Source organism: Flavobacterium macacae, assembly GCF_003865365.1.
GTDB lineage: Bacteria > Bacteroidota > Bacteroidia > Flavobacteriales > Flavobacteriaceae > Flavobacterium > Flavobacterium macacae.
In genome coordinates this window covers 15,034-32,093 of sequence record NZ_RQVR01000006.1, presented here as the reverse complement: position 1 = coordinate 32,093, position 17,060 = coordinate 15,034, and the positions used below count along the sequence as shown (strand labels likewise).

Annotated in this window: 14 protein-coding genes; 8 read left to right on the top strand and 6 right to left on the bottom strand. The window is 35.2% G+C overall.

Translation table 11 applies throughout. From position 1 onward, the window contains the following. Positions 1–18: 18 nt before the first annotated feature. From EG849_RS06570 to EG849_RS06560, 3 genes are read left to right on the top strand one after another with little or no spacing between them, the layout of a single operon-like run. Positions 19–552 (top strand): FUSC family protein, encoded by a 534-nt coding sequence (locus EG849_RS06570; protein WP_125012283.1) that lies wholly within the window; start codon positions 19–21, stop codon positions 550–552. Between the two features lie 4 nt (positions 553–556). After that, the gene (gene pcaF, locus EG849_RS06565) at positions 557–1,765 is read left to right on the top strand and encodes a 3-oxoadipyl-CoA thiolase (protein ID WP_125012282.1); all 1,209 of its coding nucleotides are present in this window, start codon (positions 557–559) and stop codon (positions 1,763–1,765) included. Positions 1,766–1,798: 33 nt separating this feature from the next. After that, the gene (locus tag EG849_RS06560) at positions 1,799–2,335 is read left to right on the top strand and encodes a TetR/AcrR family transcriptional regulator (RefSeq protein ID WP_125012281.1); all 537 of its coding nucleotides are present in this window, start codon (positions 1,799–1,801) and stop codon (positions 2,333–2,335) included. A 471-nt stretch (positions 2,336–2,806) separates the two neighbouring features. Here the strand turns inward: EG849_RS06560 and EG849_RS06555 are convergent, their stop codons facing one another. From EG849_RS06555 to EG849_RS06545, 3 genes are all read right to left on the bottom strand, one after another. After that, positions 2,807–3,319 (bottom strand): ankyrin repeat domain-containing protein, encoded by a 513-nt coding sequence (locus EG849_RS06555; RefSeq protein ID WP_125012280.1) that lies wholly within the window; start codon positions 3,317–3,319, stop codon positions 2,807–2,809. Between the two features lie 62 nt (positions 3,320–3,381). Beyond that, on the bottom strand, positions 3,382–4,902 hold the full coding sequence (locus EG849_RS06550) for a catalase (protein ID WP_125012279.1): 1,521 nt from the start codon (positions 4,900–4,902) through the stop codon (positions 3,382–3,384). A 690-nt stretch (positions 4,903–5,592) separates the two neighbouring features. Beyond that, positions 5,593–5,844, bottom strand: coding sequence for a type B 50S ribosomal protein L31 (locus tag EG849_RS06545; protein WP_125012278.1), 252 nt, complete (start codon positions 5,842–5,844; stop codon positions 5,593–5,595). 244 nt (positions 5,845–6,088) lie between these two features. Here EG849_RS06545 and EG849_RS06540 point away from each other — a divergent pair, with 244 nt between their 5' ends. From EG849_RS06540 to EG849_RS06520, 5 genes are read left to right on the top strand one after another with little or no spacing between them, the layout of a single operon-like run. After that, entirely contained in the window at positions 6,089–6,631 is a 543-nt protein-coding gene (locus tag EG849_RS06540; protein ID WP_125012277.1) for a DUF4199 domain-containing protein, read from the top strand. A 3-nt stretch (positions 6,632–6,634) separates the two neighbouring features. Beyond that, positions 6,635–7,591: a glycosyltransferase family 2 protein gene (locus EG849_RS06535; RefSeq protein WP_125012276.1), complete on the top strand. Its 957-nt coding sequence runs from the start codon at positions 6,635–6,637 to the stop codon at positions 7,589–7,591. A gap of 33 nt (positions 7,592–7,624) precedes the next feature. Next, a complete protein-coding gene (locus EG849_RS06530) occupies positions 7,625–9,352 on the top strand; it encodes a phospho-sugar mutase (RefSeq protein ID WP_125012275.1) in 1,728 nt (575 codons plus the stop codon). After that, positions 9,352–11,184 (top strand): ABC transporter ATP-binding protein, encoded by a 1,833-nt coding sequence (locus tag EG849_RS06525; RefSeq protein ID WP_125012274.1) that lies wholly within the window; start codon positions 9,352–9,354, stop codon positions 11,182–11,184. The genes EG849_RS06530 and EG849_RS06525 overlap by 1 nt, the downstream gene beginning before the upstream one ends. A 6-nt stretch (positions 11,185–11,190) precedes the next feature. After that, a complete protein-coding gene (locus EG849_RS06520) occupies positions 11,191–11,889 on the top strand; it encodes a hypothetical protein (RefSeq protein ID WP_125012273.1) in 699 nt (232 codons plus the stop codon). 37 nt (positions 11,890–11,926) lie between these two features. On the opposite strand, the gene EG849_RS06515 is transcribed toward EG849_RS06520, so the two are convergent. From EG849_RS06515 to EG849_RS06505, 3 genes are read right to left on the bottom strand one after another with little or no spacing between them, the layout of a single operon-like run. Next, a complete protein-coding gene (locus EG849_RS06515) occupies positions 11,927–12,661 on the bottom strand; it encodes a hypothetical protein (protein ID WP_125012272.1) in 735 nt (244 codons plus the stop codon). Between the two features lie 53 nt (positions 12,662–12,714). Next, a complete protein-coding gene (locus EG849_RS06510) occupies positions 12,715–15,177 on the bottom strand; it encodes a TonB-dependent receptor (protein WP_125012271.1) in 2,463 nt (820 codons plus the stop codon). Positions 15,178–15,191: 14 nt separating this feature from the next. Further along, positions 15,192–16,889, bottom strand: coding sequence for a M23 family metallopeptidase (locus EG849_RS06505; protein WP_317125189.1), 1,698 nt, complete (start codon positions 16,887–16,889; stop codon positions 15,192–15,194). Between the last annotated feature and the right edge of the window lie 171 nt (positions 16,890–17,060).

Sequence of the window (17,060 nt, the reverse complement as noted above, 5' to 3'; positions counted from 1 at the left end):
TTATTTTCTTATTAATCAATGATAAACAAAGTTATTAAATACAGCATTGGTTCCGATTTGATCATTTATGTATTTAGATGTATCATCGGATTTTTAATAGGATACCAATTATATATTCAATTTCCGGAACACGAGCTGTTTTGGACTTTATTATCCATAATTTTGGTTATATCGCCCGAAGCCAAAGATTCAAAAAGATTGGCAATTGAACGATTTAAATCCAATTTAATCGGTTCAGGAATCGGATTATTATGTTTTTTAATTCATACACCCAATGTTTTTGTTGTTTTATTAGGCATCATATTATCCATTTTAGTATGCTATTTTTTTGAACTGATGAATGTGGCGCGCACCGCTATTGTGGCGCTCGTTATTGTTTTAATTCACGAACAGCATCTACTGACTTGGCTCGGTGCCATTGAACGATTTATATCTGTGGCTCTTGGATGTTTCATCGGATTGTTTATTACTATTTTCACCTCCTATATTATTAATTATTTGAGAAAAAAAGCAAATCTTCCACAAGAAGAAACGATTAATCTAAAAAATTAAAAAAATGAATACAGAAGCTTATATCATAGACGGAATTAGGACTCCTATCGGAAGTTTTGGCGGTACACTTTCTGCCGTAAGAGCAGATGATTTGGCCGCTATCGTTATCAAAGAATTAGTCACTAGAAATCCAAATATACCACAAGATGCTATTGACGATGTAATTTTAGGATGTCACAACCAAGCGGGAGAAGACAACAGAAATGTGGCACGTATGGCTGGTCTTTTGGCTGGTTTGCCAGTTACCGTTCCGGGTGAAACGATTAACCGCCTGTGTTCTTCAGGAATGTCGGCAATTATTCACGCGTCTCGTGCGATCAAAGCGGGAGATGGCGATGTATTTATTACTGGTGGCGTAGAAAATATGACGCGTGGTCCATTAGTGATTTCAAAACCATCAAAAGCATTCGGAACCGACTCTAAAATGGAGGACTCTAGTTTCGGATGGCGTTTTGTAAACCCTAAAATGAAAGCGGCTTACGGAGTGGACCCAATGGGAATTACCGCTGAAAATTTAGTGGATTTGTATAATATCAGTCGTGAAGACCAAGATCTTTTTGCTTACAATTCCCAAATGAAAGCAACAAAAGCGCAAGAAAATGGCGTTTTAGCAGAAGAAATTATCACGGTATCTATTCCGCAACGAAAAGGAGAACCGTTACAATTTACAAAAGACGAATTTGTAAGACCTTCCACAACTTTAGAAACTTTAGCGAAATTAAAACCCGCCTTCAAAGCAGAAGGAACGGTAACTGCAGGAAATGCATCAGGTTTAAATGATGGAGCCGCGGTCACTTTTATCGCTTCTGGAGCCGCTGTTCAACAATATAATTTGAAACCGATTGCTCGTATCGTAAGTTCAGCCGTTGTGGGCGTGGAACCAAGAATTATGGGAATAGGCCCTGTTCCTGCTGCCGAAAAAGCATTAGCAAAGGCAGGCTTGACATTGGCTGATATCGATATCATTGAATTAAACGAAGCTTTTGCCGCCCAAAGTTTAGCGTGTACAAGAGCTTTAGGATTGGCAGATGATGACACACGAGTGAATGTAAACGGTGGTGCCATCGCTTTGGGGCATCCGCTTGGAATGTCAGGAACGCGTATTGTGCATACTGCCGCCCTTTCATTGCAACGTACCAATACAAGATACGCGCTTGCCGCAATGTGCGTGGGCGTTGGGCAAGGGTATGCGGTAATTATTGAAAGAGTTTAAAATTTAAAACATTCATAAGCTAAGACTTTATAAATGAGTAAAAGAGATGACATACTCAGTGCCGCAGCAAAACTCTTCAGAGAAAATGGAGCAAGAAGTACTTCTACAAAATCGATTGCTTTGGAGGCCAAAACCTCTGAAGCATTGATTTTTAAGTATTTCGGAACTAAAGAAGGGTTGCTTGAGGAAATTATTAAAAAAGGATATAAAGAAGCTACTAAGATTATTGTGCCCAACCTGATGGAAAAAGATGCCCTGTCTTACATCTTAAAAATTGTTGAAATTTCCCATATTCTGGTAGTTGCAAATCCCTCTTTTTGGAAAATGCAGCATAAAATTATGGCACTGAATCCCATTTCGCAGAAGTATCATGACAATTTAATGAAACCTTGTTTTGATCGATTAAAACAGGCTTTTTCAGAATTAAAATATGAGAATTCAGAGCTAGAAGCACAACTTCTTTTAATATATGTGGAAGGAATGTGGCGCTACTTTGCGAGATCTCAAGATAATTTAAAACACGGAGAAGAACTAATAAAGCTCATGAAACGGAAATACGATAGTAATTAATTTAATTGTCCTCTGATATTTGTAGCTAATTTTAATTTGGAAAGCCTTTAATTATGATGTAAATATCTTCCGATTTACGGGCGTACATTTTATTATCAAAAAATGAATGCGACAGATGCCAGGAATTTATTCCGAATTATTAATGCGGACGGCAAAGCCGATTATTTAAGAATACTGCGGGTCATGTTGGTGATACTGAAAAACTCATTCAAATTCGTCACATAAGAAACTGTTTAAAGCAGATTCTAAATACGAAACTGGTGTGGCAATAACACATGATTTAGCTATAAACGAAGTTAATAGTTTTGATATGACTCCTTACAATCAATAGGCACCACGTCCAACGAATAGATAAATTTTAAAAGTAATTTAAAATAAAAAAGAGTTAAGATATTGTTTTATCTTAACTCTTTTTTTGTGCTATTTTTTATTTCCATGTGAACGCTTACTTAAAATAATTTCACAACCAGCTTATTTCAACAAAGCAATTAGTTCGGTGTTTTCTTGCATGGTAACATGATCAAGAGCTGTTTTTCCTCTGTTGTCTTTGATTGTTTTATCTGCTCCAGCATCTAATAATAATTTTACAATTTCTGGCTTTCCAAAAGTGGCAGCAAAAATTAAAGTACTTGCTCCGTTAGTATTCAGCTGATTCACATCGGCTTTGTTTTCTAATAATAATTTTGCCATTTGTGGTAAATTTTTAAATACAGAACCCATAAGTGCATTGTTTCCGGATGTATCTTGCGCATTTGGATTCGCTCCGTTTGACAATAATAATTGAACAGCGTCTGCATTATTGTTGTAAACCGCTAATATTAAAGGCGTAAATCCTTTGGGATTGGCTTGGTTGATATCAACTTTATCAGCAATCATTTGCTTTAATTGAGTAACATTGTTTGTTCTTGCTGCTGCAAAAATATCTTGGGCCTGCATTGTTGCGGCAGAAAAAATAAGTACTAGTGCTATTAAAATGTTTTTCATAATATTTGTTTTTTTAAATTGAGGAGTAAAATAAATTACTCCTCAATTTTATTTAGAAGAACTTACTTGATAAATTCTTTAACGTCATCAAAAGTTAACTTTGTAGCCTTTAACAAACGGTTACCGTATTCTTTATCAGCTTGGTAAAAATGTGCAATCATTTTTTTAACAATTAACTTGTTGTGAACTGCATTCAAAGCACCTCCTAAATTTTTAATCAAATTATCCTGATCTTTTTTAGAGAAAGAATTATACAATTCACCAGCTTGTTGGAAATTGTTTTGTTTGTCAATCACGTTTTGAACTGTAGTTGTCCCTGCAGCAAATACTGATTTAGAATATTCAAACTTTTCGTCTTCTTTTACTGCTGGCAAGTTGGTAGAAGGTTGGTAGTTCACATCTCCTTTTTGCAAACGAGTTGACATATAACCATCCTTGTTATAGTTTGCAACTTTTACAATTGGCTGGTTCACCGGAATTTGTTGGAAGTTACCTGTTAAACGGTGTCTTTGTGTATCTGAATAAGAGAATAAACGACCTTGCAATAATTTATCTTCAGAAGGCTCGATTCCTGGTACTAAAGTTCCTGGAGAGAAAGCAGCTTGCTCTACTTGTTGGAAATAGTTATCTGGATTTCTGTTTAATGTCATTGTTCCCACTTTTACAGAAGCAACTTCGTCAGCTGGCCAAATTTTAGTTACATCTACTGGATTGAAATCGAATTTATCAAAATCTGCTTTCTTCATCATTTGCACATACAAATCCCATTTAGGAAAGTTTCCTTTTTCGATTTCGTTACGCAAGTCTAAAGTAGCGTGCTCAATGGCAGTTGATTGAATTTTAGCAGCATCTTCAGCCGTTAAGTTTTTAGCTTCTTGTTGAGGAACCCATTTGTATTTCACGTAAGTAACTTCACCTTTATCATTCACCCATTTGTAAGCATGAACGCCGTTACCTTCCATTTGACGGTAGTTAGCTGGTGTTCCGTAATCAGAAAACAACCAACTTAACATGTGTGTAGATTCTGGTAAATTTGAGAAGAAATCAAAGACACGGTTTGGATCTGAAGCACCATTTGTCACAGGAGACGGGTGGAATGCGTGAACCATATCGGGGAATTTTATCGCATCACGAATGAAGAATACGGGTAAGTTATTACCAACTAAATCGTAATTACCTTGCTGCGTGTAAAATTTCACTGCAAAACCACGTGGATCACGATACGTTTCAGGTGAACCTTGTTGGTGTGTTACGGTTGAAAAACGAACAAATAAAGGTGTTTTTTTTCCGGCTTGGTTTAAGAAATCTGCCATGGTTACATCAGAGAAATCCTTAGTGGCAACAAATTCCCCAAATGCGCCAGCTCCACGAGCGTGAACGACTCTTTCTGGAATTTTTTCACGGTCAAAAGCAGCTAATTTTTCAATTAAGTGCATATCTTCTAATAATACCTGACCATTGTTTCCAATCGTTTTTGAATTTTGGTTGTCACCAACCGGAGCACCTGAATTGGTAGTCAAAGTTTGGGCAAAAGAAAAAGTGGTTGCCAAAACTAATCCTAATGTAAGTGTTTTTTGTAACATAAAATTAATTTAAATGATTTGTAAAATTTTCTACAGCACAAATTTACTTCATCATTAGGGGCAATTTCTGGAGTTCCGAACGTTAGAATTTATATCCAAATAAGTTATTGTTATCGTAAAAGTTTTGATTTTAAGTTTAAGAGTATAAAAACGATTACGAGTCTGTGATAAAGTATTGAAATACAAGAAAGCATAAAAAAAGCAGAACCGTAAGTTCTGCTTTTGTGCGAAATAATAATAAATTAATCTGATCACCTTTAAAAAGACTTCAACCTATTTTATGTCATTTTTTAAAACGTAAGACACTCTATATAAAACAATAAACTCTTTATTTATTGTTTTATAGTCTTATTTAATATTTAATTTAAACCCTATAATCAAAAGTATCTTTTCTTAATTAATACCAAATTCAAGATAAGCTTTTGAACAGGCCAAGAAATTGGCCCATCCTTCCGTATTTCCCATGCCATTTTATTCCAGCTTCGTTATTTTCCATTTCTTTTGAGATAATCCGAACAACCGCCTTCTACTCTACTGCTTCTAAATTGAGTTCCACAAACATTTTCTTCGCTCCTATTTCCCAATAAAATTATCTGGATATCCGTTTAAATCAGGCTGAAAAATTTAGAAAAAAGCACAAAAAAAGCCTTCCGATTTGGAAGGCTTTCTATATTTAAAAACAAGCTTAAATTATTTAGCGTGTTTCGCATATTTCGTTTTGAATTTATCGATACGTCCTGCAGTATCAATTAATTTAGATTTACCTGTGTAAAATGGGTGAGACGTTCTTGAGATCTCCATTTTCACAACTGGATATTCAACACCTTCGTGAATGATAGTTTCTTTAGTATCTGCAGTAGATTTAGTAATAAACACTTCTTCATTTGACATGTCTTTGAAGGCAACTAATCTGTAATTTTCTGGGTGAATTCCTTTTTTCATCTTAAATTATTTTTTATTCGATTTAATTATAACTTGTTTTGCAGCTTTCCAATCTCTGAAAAGGTATAAACTCACTATAACTTTTTAGTTTTTAAACTTTTATTATTTTGAGTTTGCAAATTTACAATTATTTTCCAATAAACAAATCATTCTGCACGTTTTTTTTCTGCCATTATCATTTGATTTTTAGCTGACTGTAAATTGGGAATTGTTATATTTGTAGATTAATTTAAAAACTTAAAATATGAGCGAAATTACATCACCTGCAAAATCAGCAGTTCAATACGGAGTTATCTTTGGAGTAATTATGATTTTAGAATTTGTAATTACTTATTCCTTAGGGATTGATTTGATTGAAAACAAAACTTTAGGCTTAGTTTACAATCTTCTTAATTTTCTATTTCTTCCTATCATTTTGATTGTAATTGCTCTTAATAATTTTAAGAAAAACGTCAACAATGGCTTTATGTCATTTGCACAAGGATTAAAAGCAGGAGTTACTGTAACAGTAATTGCTGGTTTAATTTATGCAATATTCAACATTATTTTTAATCTAATTTTTCCAGAATTTGCAATTGAAGTTATGTCAAAAACAAAACAAGTGATGATAGAGGCGAATCCAAATTTAACTCAAGAGCAATTAGACATGTCAATTGCAATGGCTGAAAAATTCTCAAGTCCTTTTATCACAGCTCCAGTAACCGTGGCGATGTATGCTTTTATTGGACTAATTTATTCACTTATTATTAGTGCAATTTTAAAAAACGATCAGCCTCAAGGTTATTAATAAATGAATCTATCCATTATAATTCCGCTTCTTAACGAAGAAGAATCCTTACGCGAACTCCACAATTGGATTGTCAAAGTAATGGATTCAAACAATTTTACGTACGAAGTTATTTTTATCGACGACGGAAGCACTGACAATTCGTGGCAGTTAATCGAAACGCTTTCGCACGAAAATCCAAACATAAAAGGAATACGCTTTCTTCGAAATTATGGCAAATCGCAAGCATTACATGCTGGTTTTGCAAAAGCCGAAGGAAATGTGATCATTACAATGGATGCCGATTTACAAGACAGTCCTGATGAGATTCCAGAATTGTATCATATGATCATGGCAGAAAATTTCGACTTGGTTTCAGGTTGGAAAAAGAAGCGCTATGACTCTGTGGTTTCAAAAAATCTGCCGTCAAAATTATTCAATTGGGCGGCACGAAAAACATCTGGCGTGCAACTGAATGATTTCAATTGCGGTTTAAAAGCCTACAAAAATGTAGTGGTAAAAAACATTGAAGTTTCGGGCGAAATGCACCGTTATATTCCAGTTTTGGCAAAAAACGCTGGTTTTGGAAAAATTGGCGAAAAAATTGTCGTCCACCAAGCCAGAAAATACGGCTCTACTAAATTTGGAATGGAACGTTTCATCAATGGATTTTTAGATCTAATTACCATTTGGTTCCTGTCACGCTTTGGAAAAAGGCCCATGCACCTTTTTGGCGCTTGGGGACTTTTAATGTTCATCATCGGATTTTTGTCCGCCGGTTATATCGGATTCATCAAATTATACCGATTATATGACAAACAAGATACCATTTTAATCACCGATAATCCGTGGTTTTATATCGCTTTGGCCACCATGATTATTGGAACACAATTATTTTTAGCCGGCTTCTTGGGAGAAATCATTCTTCGAACAAAAAATAATGAGGAACGCTATAAAGTTTCTAAAGAAATAAATCTTTAAATTTAAATATTGAATTTAAAATTTTCATCAAAAATGCACATCGAAAAACACATATTAGACAACGTAAATATCTGGCTTACGCCAACATTCGACGAAAAAACACAAACTGAAATCAAAGAAATGATGACTTCTTCCCCAAAAGAATTGGAAGAAAGTTTTTATAAAAATCTTGAATTCGGAACTGGTGGCATGCGTGGCATCATGGGCGTGGGAACGAACAGAATCAACAAATATACGCTTGGAAAAAACACGCAGGGAATTTCTGATTACATGAAGAAAGTTTTTCCTGGCGAAGAATTAAAAGTAGCAATTGCGTATGACTGCCGTCACAACAGCGATACTTTAGCAAAAGTTGTAGCCGATGTTTTCTCTGCAAACGGAATTAAAGTCTATCTTTTTTCGGAACTGCGACCAACCCCAGAATTGTCTTTTGCTTTAAAATATTTAAACTGCCACGCCGGAATTGTTTTGACTGCCTCACACAATCCGCCTGAATACAACGGATACAAAGTATATTGGCAAGATGGCGGACAATTGGTGCCACCTCAAGATGCAGAAATCATTGAAATCATCGAAGCCTTGCAGTACGACCAAATCAATTTCAAGGCAAACGAAAATCTGATTGAGTATATTGACAAAAAAATTGACGACGCTTTTGTAAAATCAACTATTGAAAACGCAAGTTTTGATACTCCGGCAGAAGCCAAGAAAAATCTGAATATTGTTTACACCGCATTGCACGGAACTTCGATCAAATCGATTCCTGAAGTTTTATCAAAAGCAGGATATTCTAACGTAAATAGCGTTCCAGAACAAGCGATTCCTGACGGAAATTTTCCCACGGTAAAATCTCCAAATCCGGAAGAACCAGAAGCCTTGACGATGGCTTTGGCTCTGGCAGAAAAACTACATGCAGATATTGTTGTGGGAACCGATCCAGATGCTGACCGACTTGGCGTTGCCGTTCGTGAAAATGACGGAAAAATGATTTTGCTGAACGGAAATCAAACCATGGTTTTGATGACCGCCTTTTTATTAGAACAATGGAAAAAAGAAGGCAAAATTACCGGAAAAGAATTCATCGGAAGCACGATTGTTTCTACTCCAATGATGCTTGAATTGGGCTCAGCTTATGGCGTGGAATGTAAAGTTGGATTGACCGGTTTCAAATGGATTGCCAAAATGATCAAGGATTTCCCGAACCAAAAATTCATTGGCGGTGGCGAAGAAAGCTTCGGGTTTATGGTTGGCGATGCCGTTCGGGACAAAGATGCTGTTGGCGCGACCCTATTAATATGTGAAATCGCCGCACAGGCAAAAGCCAATGGAAGCTCGCTTTATAAAGAACTTTTAAATCTTTATGTAGACTTCGGATTTTATAAAGAATATCTAATTTCAATTACTAAAAAAGGAATTGAAGGCGCCAATGAGATCAAACAAATGATGATTGACTTGCGCGAAAATCCTTTGAAAGAAATCAACGGACAACGTGTTTTGATGGTAGAAGATTATCAAAATGCTACGGCCAAAAATCTTTTTACGGATGAAATCGAAGAATTAAAAATTCCGAAATCAAATGTATTGATTTATTACCTGGAAGACGGAACCAAAATCTGCGCAAGACCAAGCGGAACAGAACCAAAAATAAAATTTTATTTTAGCGTAAACGAACCTTTGGAAACTGTTGAAAATGCATCTGAAGTTGAAAAAGCTTTAGACCAAAAAATTAAAAATATCGTTGCAGAAATGCAGTTACAATAATGGACAAAAATTTAAAGAAATTAATACCTTTTGCTTTTCAGTATAAAAAAGACATTGTTTTAAACATTGTCTATAATATTTTTTATGCCTTTTTCTCGACAATTTTGATGGTTTCAATGATTCCAACATTAAATGTATTATTTGGGCTCAACCAAAAAATTACTGAGAAACCTGTATATACCGGAATTGAAAATATAAAATCGTTTTCTGAAAATTACCTCAATTATAAAGTTACCGAACTAACAGAAAATAGCGGGTTTCAATATGCAATGGTTTTTGTGATTTCAATAATTATAGTAACCGCATTTTTAAAAAATTTTACCAACTATTTGGCATCATTTCATATAACCAGACTTCGAAATGGCGTTTTAAGTGATTTAAGAGAAAAATTATACCTTGTAATCATCAAGCTACCTATTTCTTATTATTCAGAAAAGAGAAAAGGAGACGTTATGTCAAGAATGCTTGGCGATGTCAATGAGGTTAAAAATGCGTTTTTTCAGGTTTTAGAACTTGTGGTCAGAGAACCATTAACAATTATATTTTCAATTGTTGCAATGTTTCTTATAAGTGCTGAGCTTACCTTATTTGTATTTTTATTCATTCCTATTTCAGGAATTATAATTTCCCGTATCGGAAAAAATTTAAAATCGAAATCAACTAAAGCACAAGAAGAAAACGGAATTCAAATATCAATTCTTGATGAAACTTTAAGTGGCTTAAAAGTGGTCAAAGGCTTTAATTCTGAAAATGTATTTATTTCAAAATTTAATTCCTCTTTAAAACGCTTACTCCATTTATCTAATAGCATCGGGAACAAAAATAATTTAGCTTCTCCAATGAGTGAATTCCTAGGGATTTTGACTATAGCCGTTTTATTATGGTATGGCGCTCAGTTGGTTATTGTTGACAAATCGTTATCACCCACAACTTTCATCGCTTACATTGCTTTGGCATACACAATTTTAACTCCAGCAAAAGCAATTTCAAGAGCTTCTTATCAAGTAAAAACTGGATTAGCTGCCGCAGAGCGCGTTTTCACTTTAATGGAGCAAGAAAACACAATCACTGATAAAGTTGATGCTATTGAAAAACATTCATTTAAAGATAAAGTCACGATTGAAAATATAAATTTCAGTTATAAAAAAAATGAAAAGGTATTGAAAAACTTTTCTCTTGAAGTTCCGAAAGGAAAAACAATTGCTCTGGTTGGTCAATCTGGAAGTGGAAAAAGCACCATTGCCAATTTGCTTACTCGTTTTTACGATGTTCAAGAAGGTGTAATTGCGATTGACGGAATCAATATTAAAGATTTAAAATTAAACTCTTTAAGAGAAATGATTGGGTTAGTAACTCAAAAAAGCATACTTTTTAACGATAGCATCAAAAATAATATCCTTTTAGGAAAACAAGATGCGACTGATGAAGAGGTAATTGATGCATTAAAAATTGCTAATGCTTATGAGTTCATAAAAGATTTACCAAACGGCATTCACACGAATATCGGGGATGCTGGAGATTTACTTTCCGGAGGACAGCAACAGCGTTTAAGCATCGCAAGAGCGGTTTTAAAAAATCCACCGATTATGATTTTAGATGAAGCGACTTCGGCATTAGACACAGAAAGTGAAAGATTAGTTCAAGTAGCTTTGGAAAATATGATGCAAAACAGAACTTCAATTATCATCGCGCATCGCCTTTCTACCATCCAAAAAGCGGATAAAATCGTGGTGATGCAAAAAGGTCAAATCGTGGAACAGGGAACCCACGAAGAACTTTTAGCCAAAGAAGGCGTTTATAGAAAACTAGTAATGATGCAATCTTTTGAATAGCTAAAAATGTATAAAAACAATCCAAATATTAGCATTCCCGATCCAGACACCGTTGTATGGAAATATTTGGATTTGTCAAAATTTCTCGATCTTTTGATGTCGCAGAAACTATTTATGTCAAGGTCTGATAAGTTTGAAGACCAATATGAAGGAACTTTCAGCGAACCCACTTTTGAAGAAATTAAAAAAATTGCAGAAAATAATCCAGAATTTTTAGACGTTTACAAAACCCAAAGAAAAAATGTAATCATCAGCAGTTGGCACATCAATGAATATGAATCTTTTGCGATGTGGCAGATTTTTACCCAAAACAGCGAAGGCTTGGCCATCCAGTCCACGATTGGAAGAATTCAAGAATCGTTGCATTTGGAAAACCAATTTGAACAGCATATTGGCAAAGTAAATTATATCGATTATAAAAAAGAATACATTCCCTTTGATGATGATTTTTTTCCTTTTTTATTCAAGCGAAAAAGTTTTCAATATGAAAGAGAGGTTCGAATAATTTCAAATCTTTCTTCGCATAATTTATCCATCAACGAGGGCGTAAAAATTGACGTGGATATCAATAAACTGATTGAAAAAATTTACATCCATCCAAAATCTGAAAACTGGTATAAAAACCTGGTGATCCAATTGGTAAAACAATTGGGATTTGATTTTAATATTGGAAAATCTGATTTGGAAAGTGACATTTTAATTTAAAAAAAAATCCTTAAGTTTTTAGCTTAAGGATTTTTTTTTATTCTTCTGTTCCGTTTTCAATCGGATCGTATTTTTCTGTTTTCCAATCAGGAGAAAGTAGGTCTACATAATAATAATGGACTAAATCATTTTTATCAAATGCACCATTCTTATTGATATCTTCAATCGTTCTGTAATACAACCTGTTTTGTGCTTCCACGATATTCCAGTCAATCAATTCTTGAAATTCAGCAGAAAGTTTTTCAAATTTATTCCCGCTAATTTCGCTGATGTAAAGACTTTTGATATCATTGGCGTCTAATTTGCCATCTTTATTCGTATCCATATCGACCAAAGAATACACCAAAATCTGCTTCTTTGTCTTATCAGAAATGGTATTCAAAAAAGTCACCGTTTGCATTTGGATTTTTTTATCAGTCAAAGGCCTTAAAGCCGTTGAATCAATATGCTGAAACTTCAAATTTTCAAAATATCCGGTCAATTCAAATCGGTTGTAATTTGAAATGGCATAACTCACTGAATTGGTTTTGCTTGAACCGTACGCTTTTGTATTTCCTTCATAAATCCTGACATCGCCAATCGCATGGATCAGGTATTTGGTCCCGTCCATATGAATTGGCAAATCTGCAATTTTTATCTGTGAAGAATCCGCCTTAACGGTCGGTTTCGCTTTGGCATCTTCATAAATCACTTTTGGCATTGCTTTTTCCTTTTCGGTACAGCTTCCTAAAAAAGCCGTAATTGCGATAATATAGAGTGAAAATTTTTTCATTGTGTACACTTAATAGTCATTCAAATATAAAGATAAATCTTCAGAATTTCAATTTATAATTTCGCCGTCAGCTTCACATTAAAAACACGCGTCGTCATATAATTCGGAATTCCGTACTGCACTTTTGTGTAAACATCACGGACCCAAGTATTTGTTATCGCATTTTGATTATTAAACAAGTTAAAGATTTCCAATCCCAAAGACAAATCTTTAAATTTCTTTAACCAATGTTCTTCTGGTCTTGACTTGTTGTTTTCAGTAAATACATAGGAAAACCCAACATCAGCACGGCGATAATCACGCAAACGGCTTTGATATTGGTATGGATCTGCATACGAAGGCGAACCTCCTGGCAAACCGGTGTTGTAAACCAAATTCAGGTATAATTTTAAGCTCGGAATATTTTTAACATAGTCTTGAAACAGAATTCCAAATTTCAGTCGTTGGTCCGTCGGCCTTGCGATATAACCTCTGTCGTTGATATTTTCTTCTGTTTTCATATACCCAAAGCTGAACCAAGACTCCGTTCCCGGAACGAATTCTCCGTTCAAACGCGCATCAAAACCGCTGGCAAAAGCCTTCGCATCATTATTTGCCGAATATCTGATTCTCACGTTATCTAAAGTATACGTATTTACATCAGACATTGATTTGTAATACGCTTCGGTAACCAATTTAAAAGGGCGTTCCCACATTTGAAAACTATAATCGTTGCTCAACACATAATGAATCGACTGCTGTGCTTTCACGTTTGGATTCACCATTCCGTCAGCACCGCGAAGTTCTCTGTAAAATGGCGGTTGGTGGTACATTCCTACAGAAAGGCGAAAAACCATATCGCTTTCCCAGTCTGGTTTTATGGCAAATTGACCTCTCGGACTGAAAGTAGTTTGGCTTTTTCCGTCTAAATTATCTCCGGAAACCTGCCAATTGTGCGCTCTTACACCTAAATTATACCAAACATCATGGCTACCGATCTCGCTTTTTTTGCTCCATTGCACATAACCCGAAAGACGGTCAATTTTTGTAAAATTCATAGCTCTTACATTCTGAAACGGAACCAATGGCCCAAGATATGGATTATAAGGCTGGTCGCGAGGAACATCAATTATGGGCGGATTCAGTGAAAAACCCGCAGAATCAATCACTTCCCACTCCACTACCCGATCCCTGATGTCTTCCCTTGTATATTTGAATCCCCATTCGATTTTATTTTCATTGATATTATGAAAACCTTTCAATTCTGCATTGACAATCAAGGCATCCAAATCGTTTCTGGCGTGATTCAATTGCGACCCCGCTTCTTGTGTAAAAACAATATCTCCAACAGTATCTGAACCAATATTGGTATCTAATTCCCCAAAACTATAATTGGACTGAATGTCGAAATATTCTTTTTCTAAAGTATGATACGCAGAAGCAATCAACTTTAAGGTAAAATTTTCATTGACTTGGTAGGTCGTTTTCAACGCTCCAAAAAAAGTATCATAACGGTCTTTTTCTTGACCTTCATAAAAAACCAAAAGCGCTTTTGGATCATCAATTGTTCCAAAATTGGTCTGACGCGTTAACGGTTCGTAATTGTATTTATTTTGAGAAATATTTCCAAGAAAAGCAAACTGCCATTTGTTATTTGGCGTAAAAGTCACATAGGTTTGTACGTCAGCAAAAGTGGGCTTAAAGTTCGTTTCCGTTTCTTGACTGTTTACAAAAAGACTGTTGTCACGGTATCTCAAGCCTACAATTCCGGCCCATTTCTGGTCCTTTGAAGCGGATTCCACCATCAAGGCACCGCCCAGAAGACTGGCTTCCAGCGAAGCTCCAAATTTCCTTGGAGTTCGATACGTAATATCTAAAACAGAAGATAATTTATCGCCATATTTTGCCTGAAAACCTCCGGCAGAAAAGTCCACATTCTGGATCATATCCGTGTTTGTGAAGCTCAAGCCTTCTTGCTGGCCCGAACGAATCAAAAACGGACGATACACTTCAATTTCGTTGACATACACTAAATTTTCATCATAATTTCCACCACGAACATTGTAGCCACTGCTCAATTCGCTATTGTTATTCACGCCTGGCAGTGTTTTTAAAAGATTTTCAACGCCGGCATTGGCACCCGGAATTAATTTTATGTCTTGAGGCGCAATATTGGTAATTCCCTCTACTCTTTTTCGGCTGTCCACAATAATTACCGCACCAATTTCTTCGAATTTTTTATTCAAAACCGGATTGAATTCTAAATCTTCGTTGGGTTTCAATTCGACTTCAACGGTGGTTTTTTTATTAGAAACATGCGAAAAAACAACCATTACTTTTTTATTCGCAGGAACATTTAAAATATAAAATCCTGTTTCGTCAGAATTTGTTTTTTCTCCACCAGCGCGCACATCTACGTCTTGAACGGGCTGATTGTTTTCATCTAAAATAACTCCCTTAATCCTTGCTGTTTGGGCAATGGCTGAAAAACCGACAAAGAAAAATAGTATTGCGAATAAACTATATTTTGTTTTCAAATGTGTCCTCTTTATTATTGTTTATTTCTAAAAAAATGCGATTCAAAGGTAGCCGAATTTCCTAAATTATCAGTCACCACAACCTTTAAATCATTTCGCCCGTTATCTGCAATATCGTCTGCAAAATCATAGGAAAGCTTCTTGGTTTTGTAATCATATTCAAACAAAATCCATTTGCCGTTCAAATATCCGTTATATTCTGCAATTCCTGATAAATTATCTGAAATATAAATTTCCAATTTTTTCTGACTGCTGATCCATTTTCCTTCCACAAAATTTGGATTGCTGATTCTTGGCGCAGTTGTATCTTTTGCCAAAATAAAAGCGCCTAAATCTTTGGTATATGTCGTAAAAACAGTTCCTTTTCTGTAGGTTTTATTATATCCAAGACGTTTTCCTTCGCGTGAAGCAATGAATGTTTTCTCGCGATCCGCTTCGGACAAAGTGGCATCGTCAAAAGTAATTGTAATGTTATTGTGCACCGGAATCGACTCGTTGTGAAGCAAAAGAACGCTATCTTTTACATCAAAATCGATATAAAAATCATCATAAAATGTTCCGGCAGGAATAAAAACAGTCACATTATCTTTGGCATAACTATGGTCCTTTCTGGCTTTCAAGAAATAATCAGAACGTTTTTCATCCCTTAAAATGGTAGCTGGAAGATTTGAATACTGAATCGGGATATTGATTACGCTCTTATTTTGATGAAAATCAGAAACCTCAATTTGAAGATTTTGATATAAATTCGGCTTCACTTCAATCATACCATACGTACTATTCGAAGTAATAAGGCTCAACAAATAAGGCTCTGCCATAAAAAGCCGTTGCACTCTTTGGCCCGTTCTTTTATAACGCGTAAAATCAATCAAAGCGTTGATGTACCTGCTTTCATCAAATGAAAAAGTATCAAATTTGTAACCAAAATAAGGCTTTCCGTTGCAAAGCGCACGAACTTGAAACACGCCATTTTTGTTATATGATTTATCAAAAAGATCGTAGGTATTCACTCCGAAGCCAATTTTTCCGTTGGCAATGATTTTTTCACTGATGTAGCTTCCGTCTTTTTGTTGCGTAAGACTTACTTCTAAAGGTCTTTGGGTTTGATTGACGCTGGAGCTATCCCCAATGGGATACACGACCAAATTATTGATTATTGGAGATTTTGTATCAGAAACCATTTTATCAAAACCAAAAAGCATTGGATTTATGGTTTTCTCTGTTTTTGAATCCCGTACTTCAAAATGCAAATGTGGCCCTCCAGAACCGCCTGAATTTCCGGAAAAAGCGATGATATCTCCTTTTTTGAAAACCAATTCGCCTTCTTTTGGATTCATTTCGACTTCAAAGGCTTTTTGGGCGTATTGATTTTTTTTGATGTAAGCTTCAATTACGGGCGAAGCTTTTGAAAGATGTCCATAAACTGTAGTAAAACCGTTGGGATGCGTGACATAAATTGCTTTTCCATAACCCCAAGTGGAAATTTTAATTCGAGAAACATAACCATCTGCCGATGCGTAAACATTCAATCCTTCTTTTTGCTGGGTTTTAAAATCCAAGCCCGCGTGGAAATGGTTGCCACGGAGTTCTCCGAAAGTTCCTGACAGAAAAAGAGGAATGTCTAGCGGTGAACGAAAATAATCTTTTGGGTACTCCGTCTGTCCAAAAACGGACATTGAAAATAGGATAAATAACAGGCTGTTTCGCATCATAAAGGTTTTTGCTAATATAAAAAAAATAGCAATAGATAAAATTGAAAAGTAAAAATCTTATAACTTGCTATTTTACAAATTATTACAATAAAAGAAAGAGAATATCATAAATAGTAAAGAAAAATATTGCAATAATAAATTAGGAATTGTAGTTTTGTAAATTAAGTAATG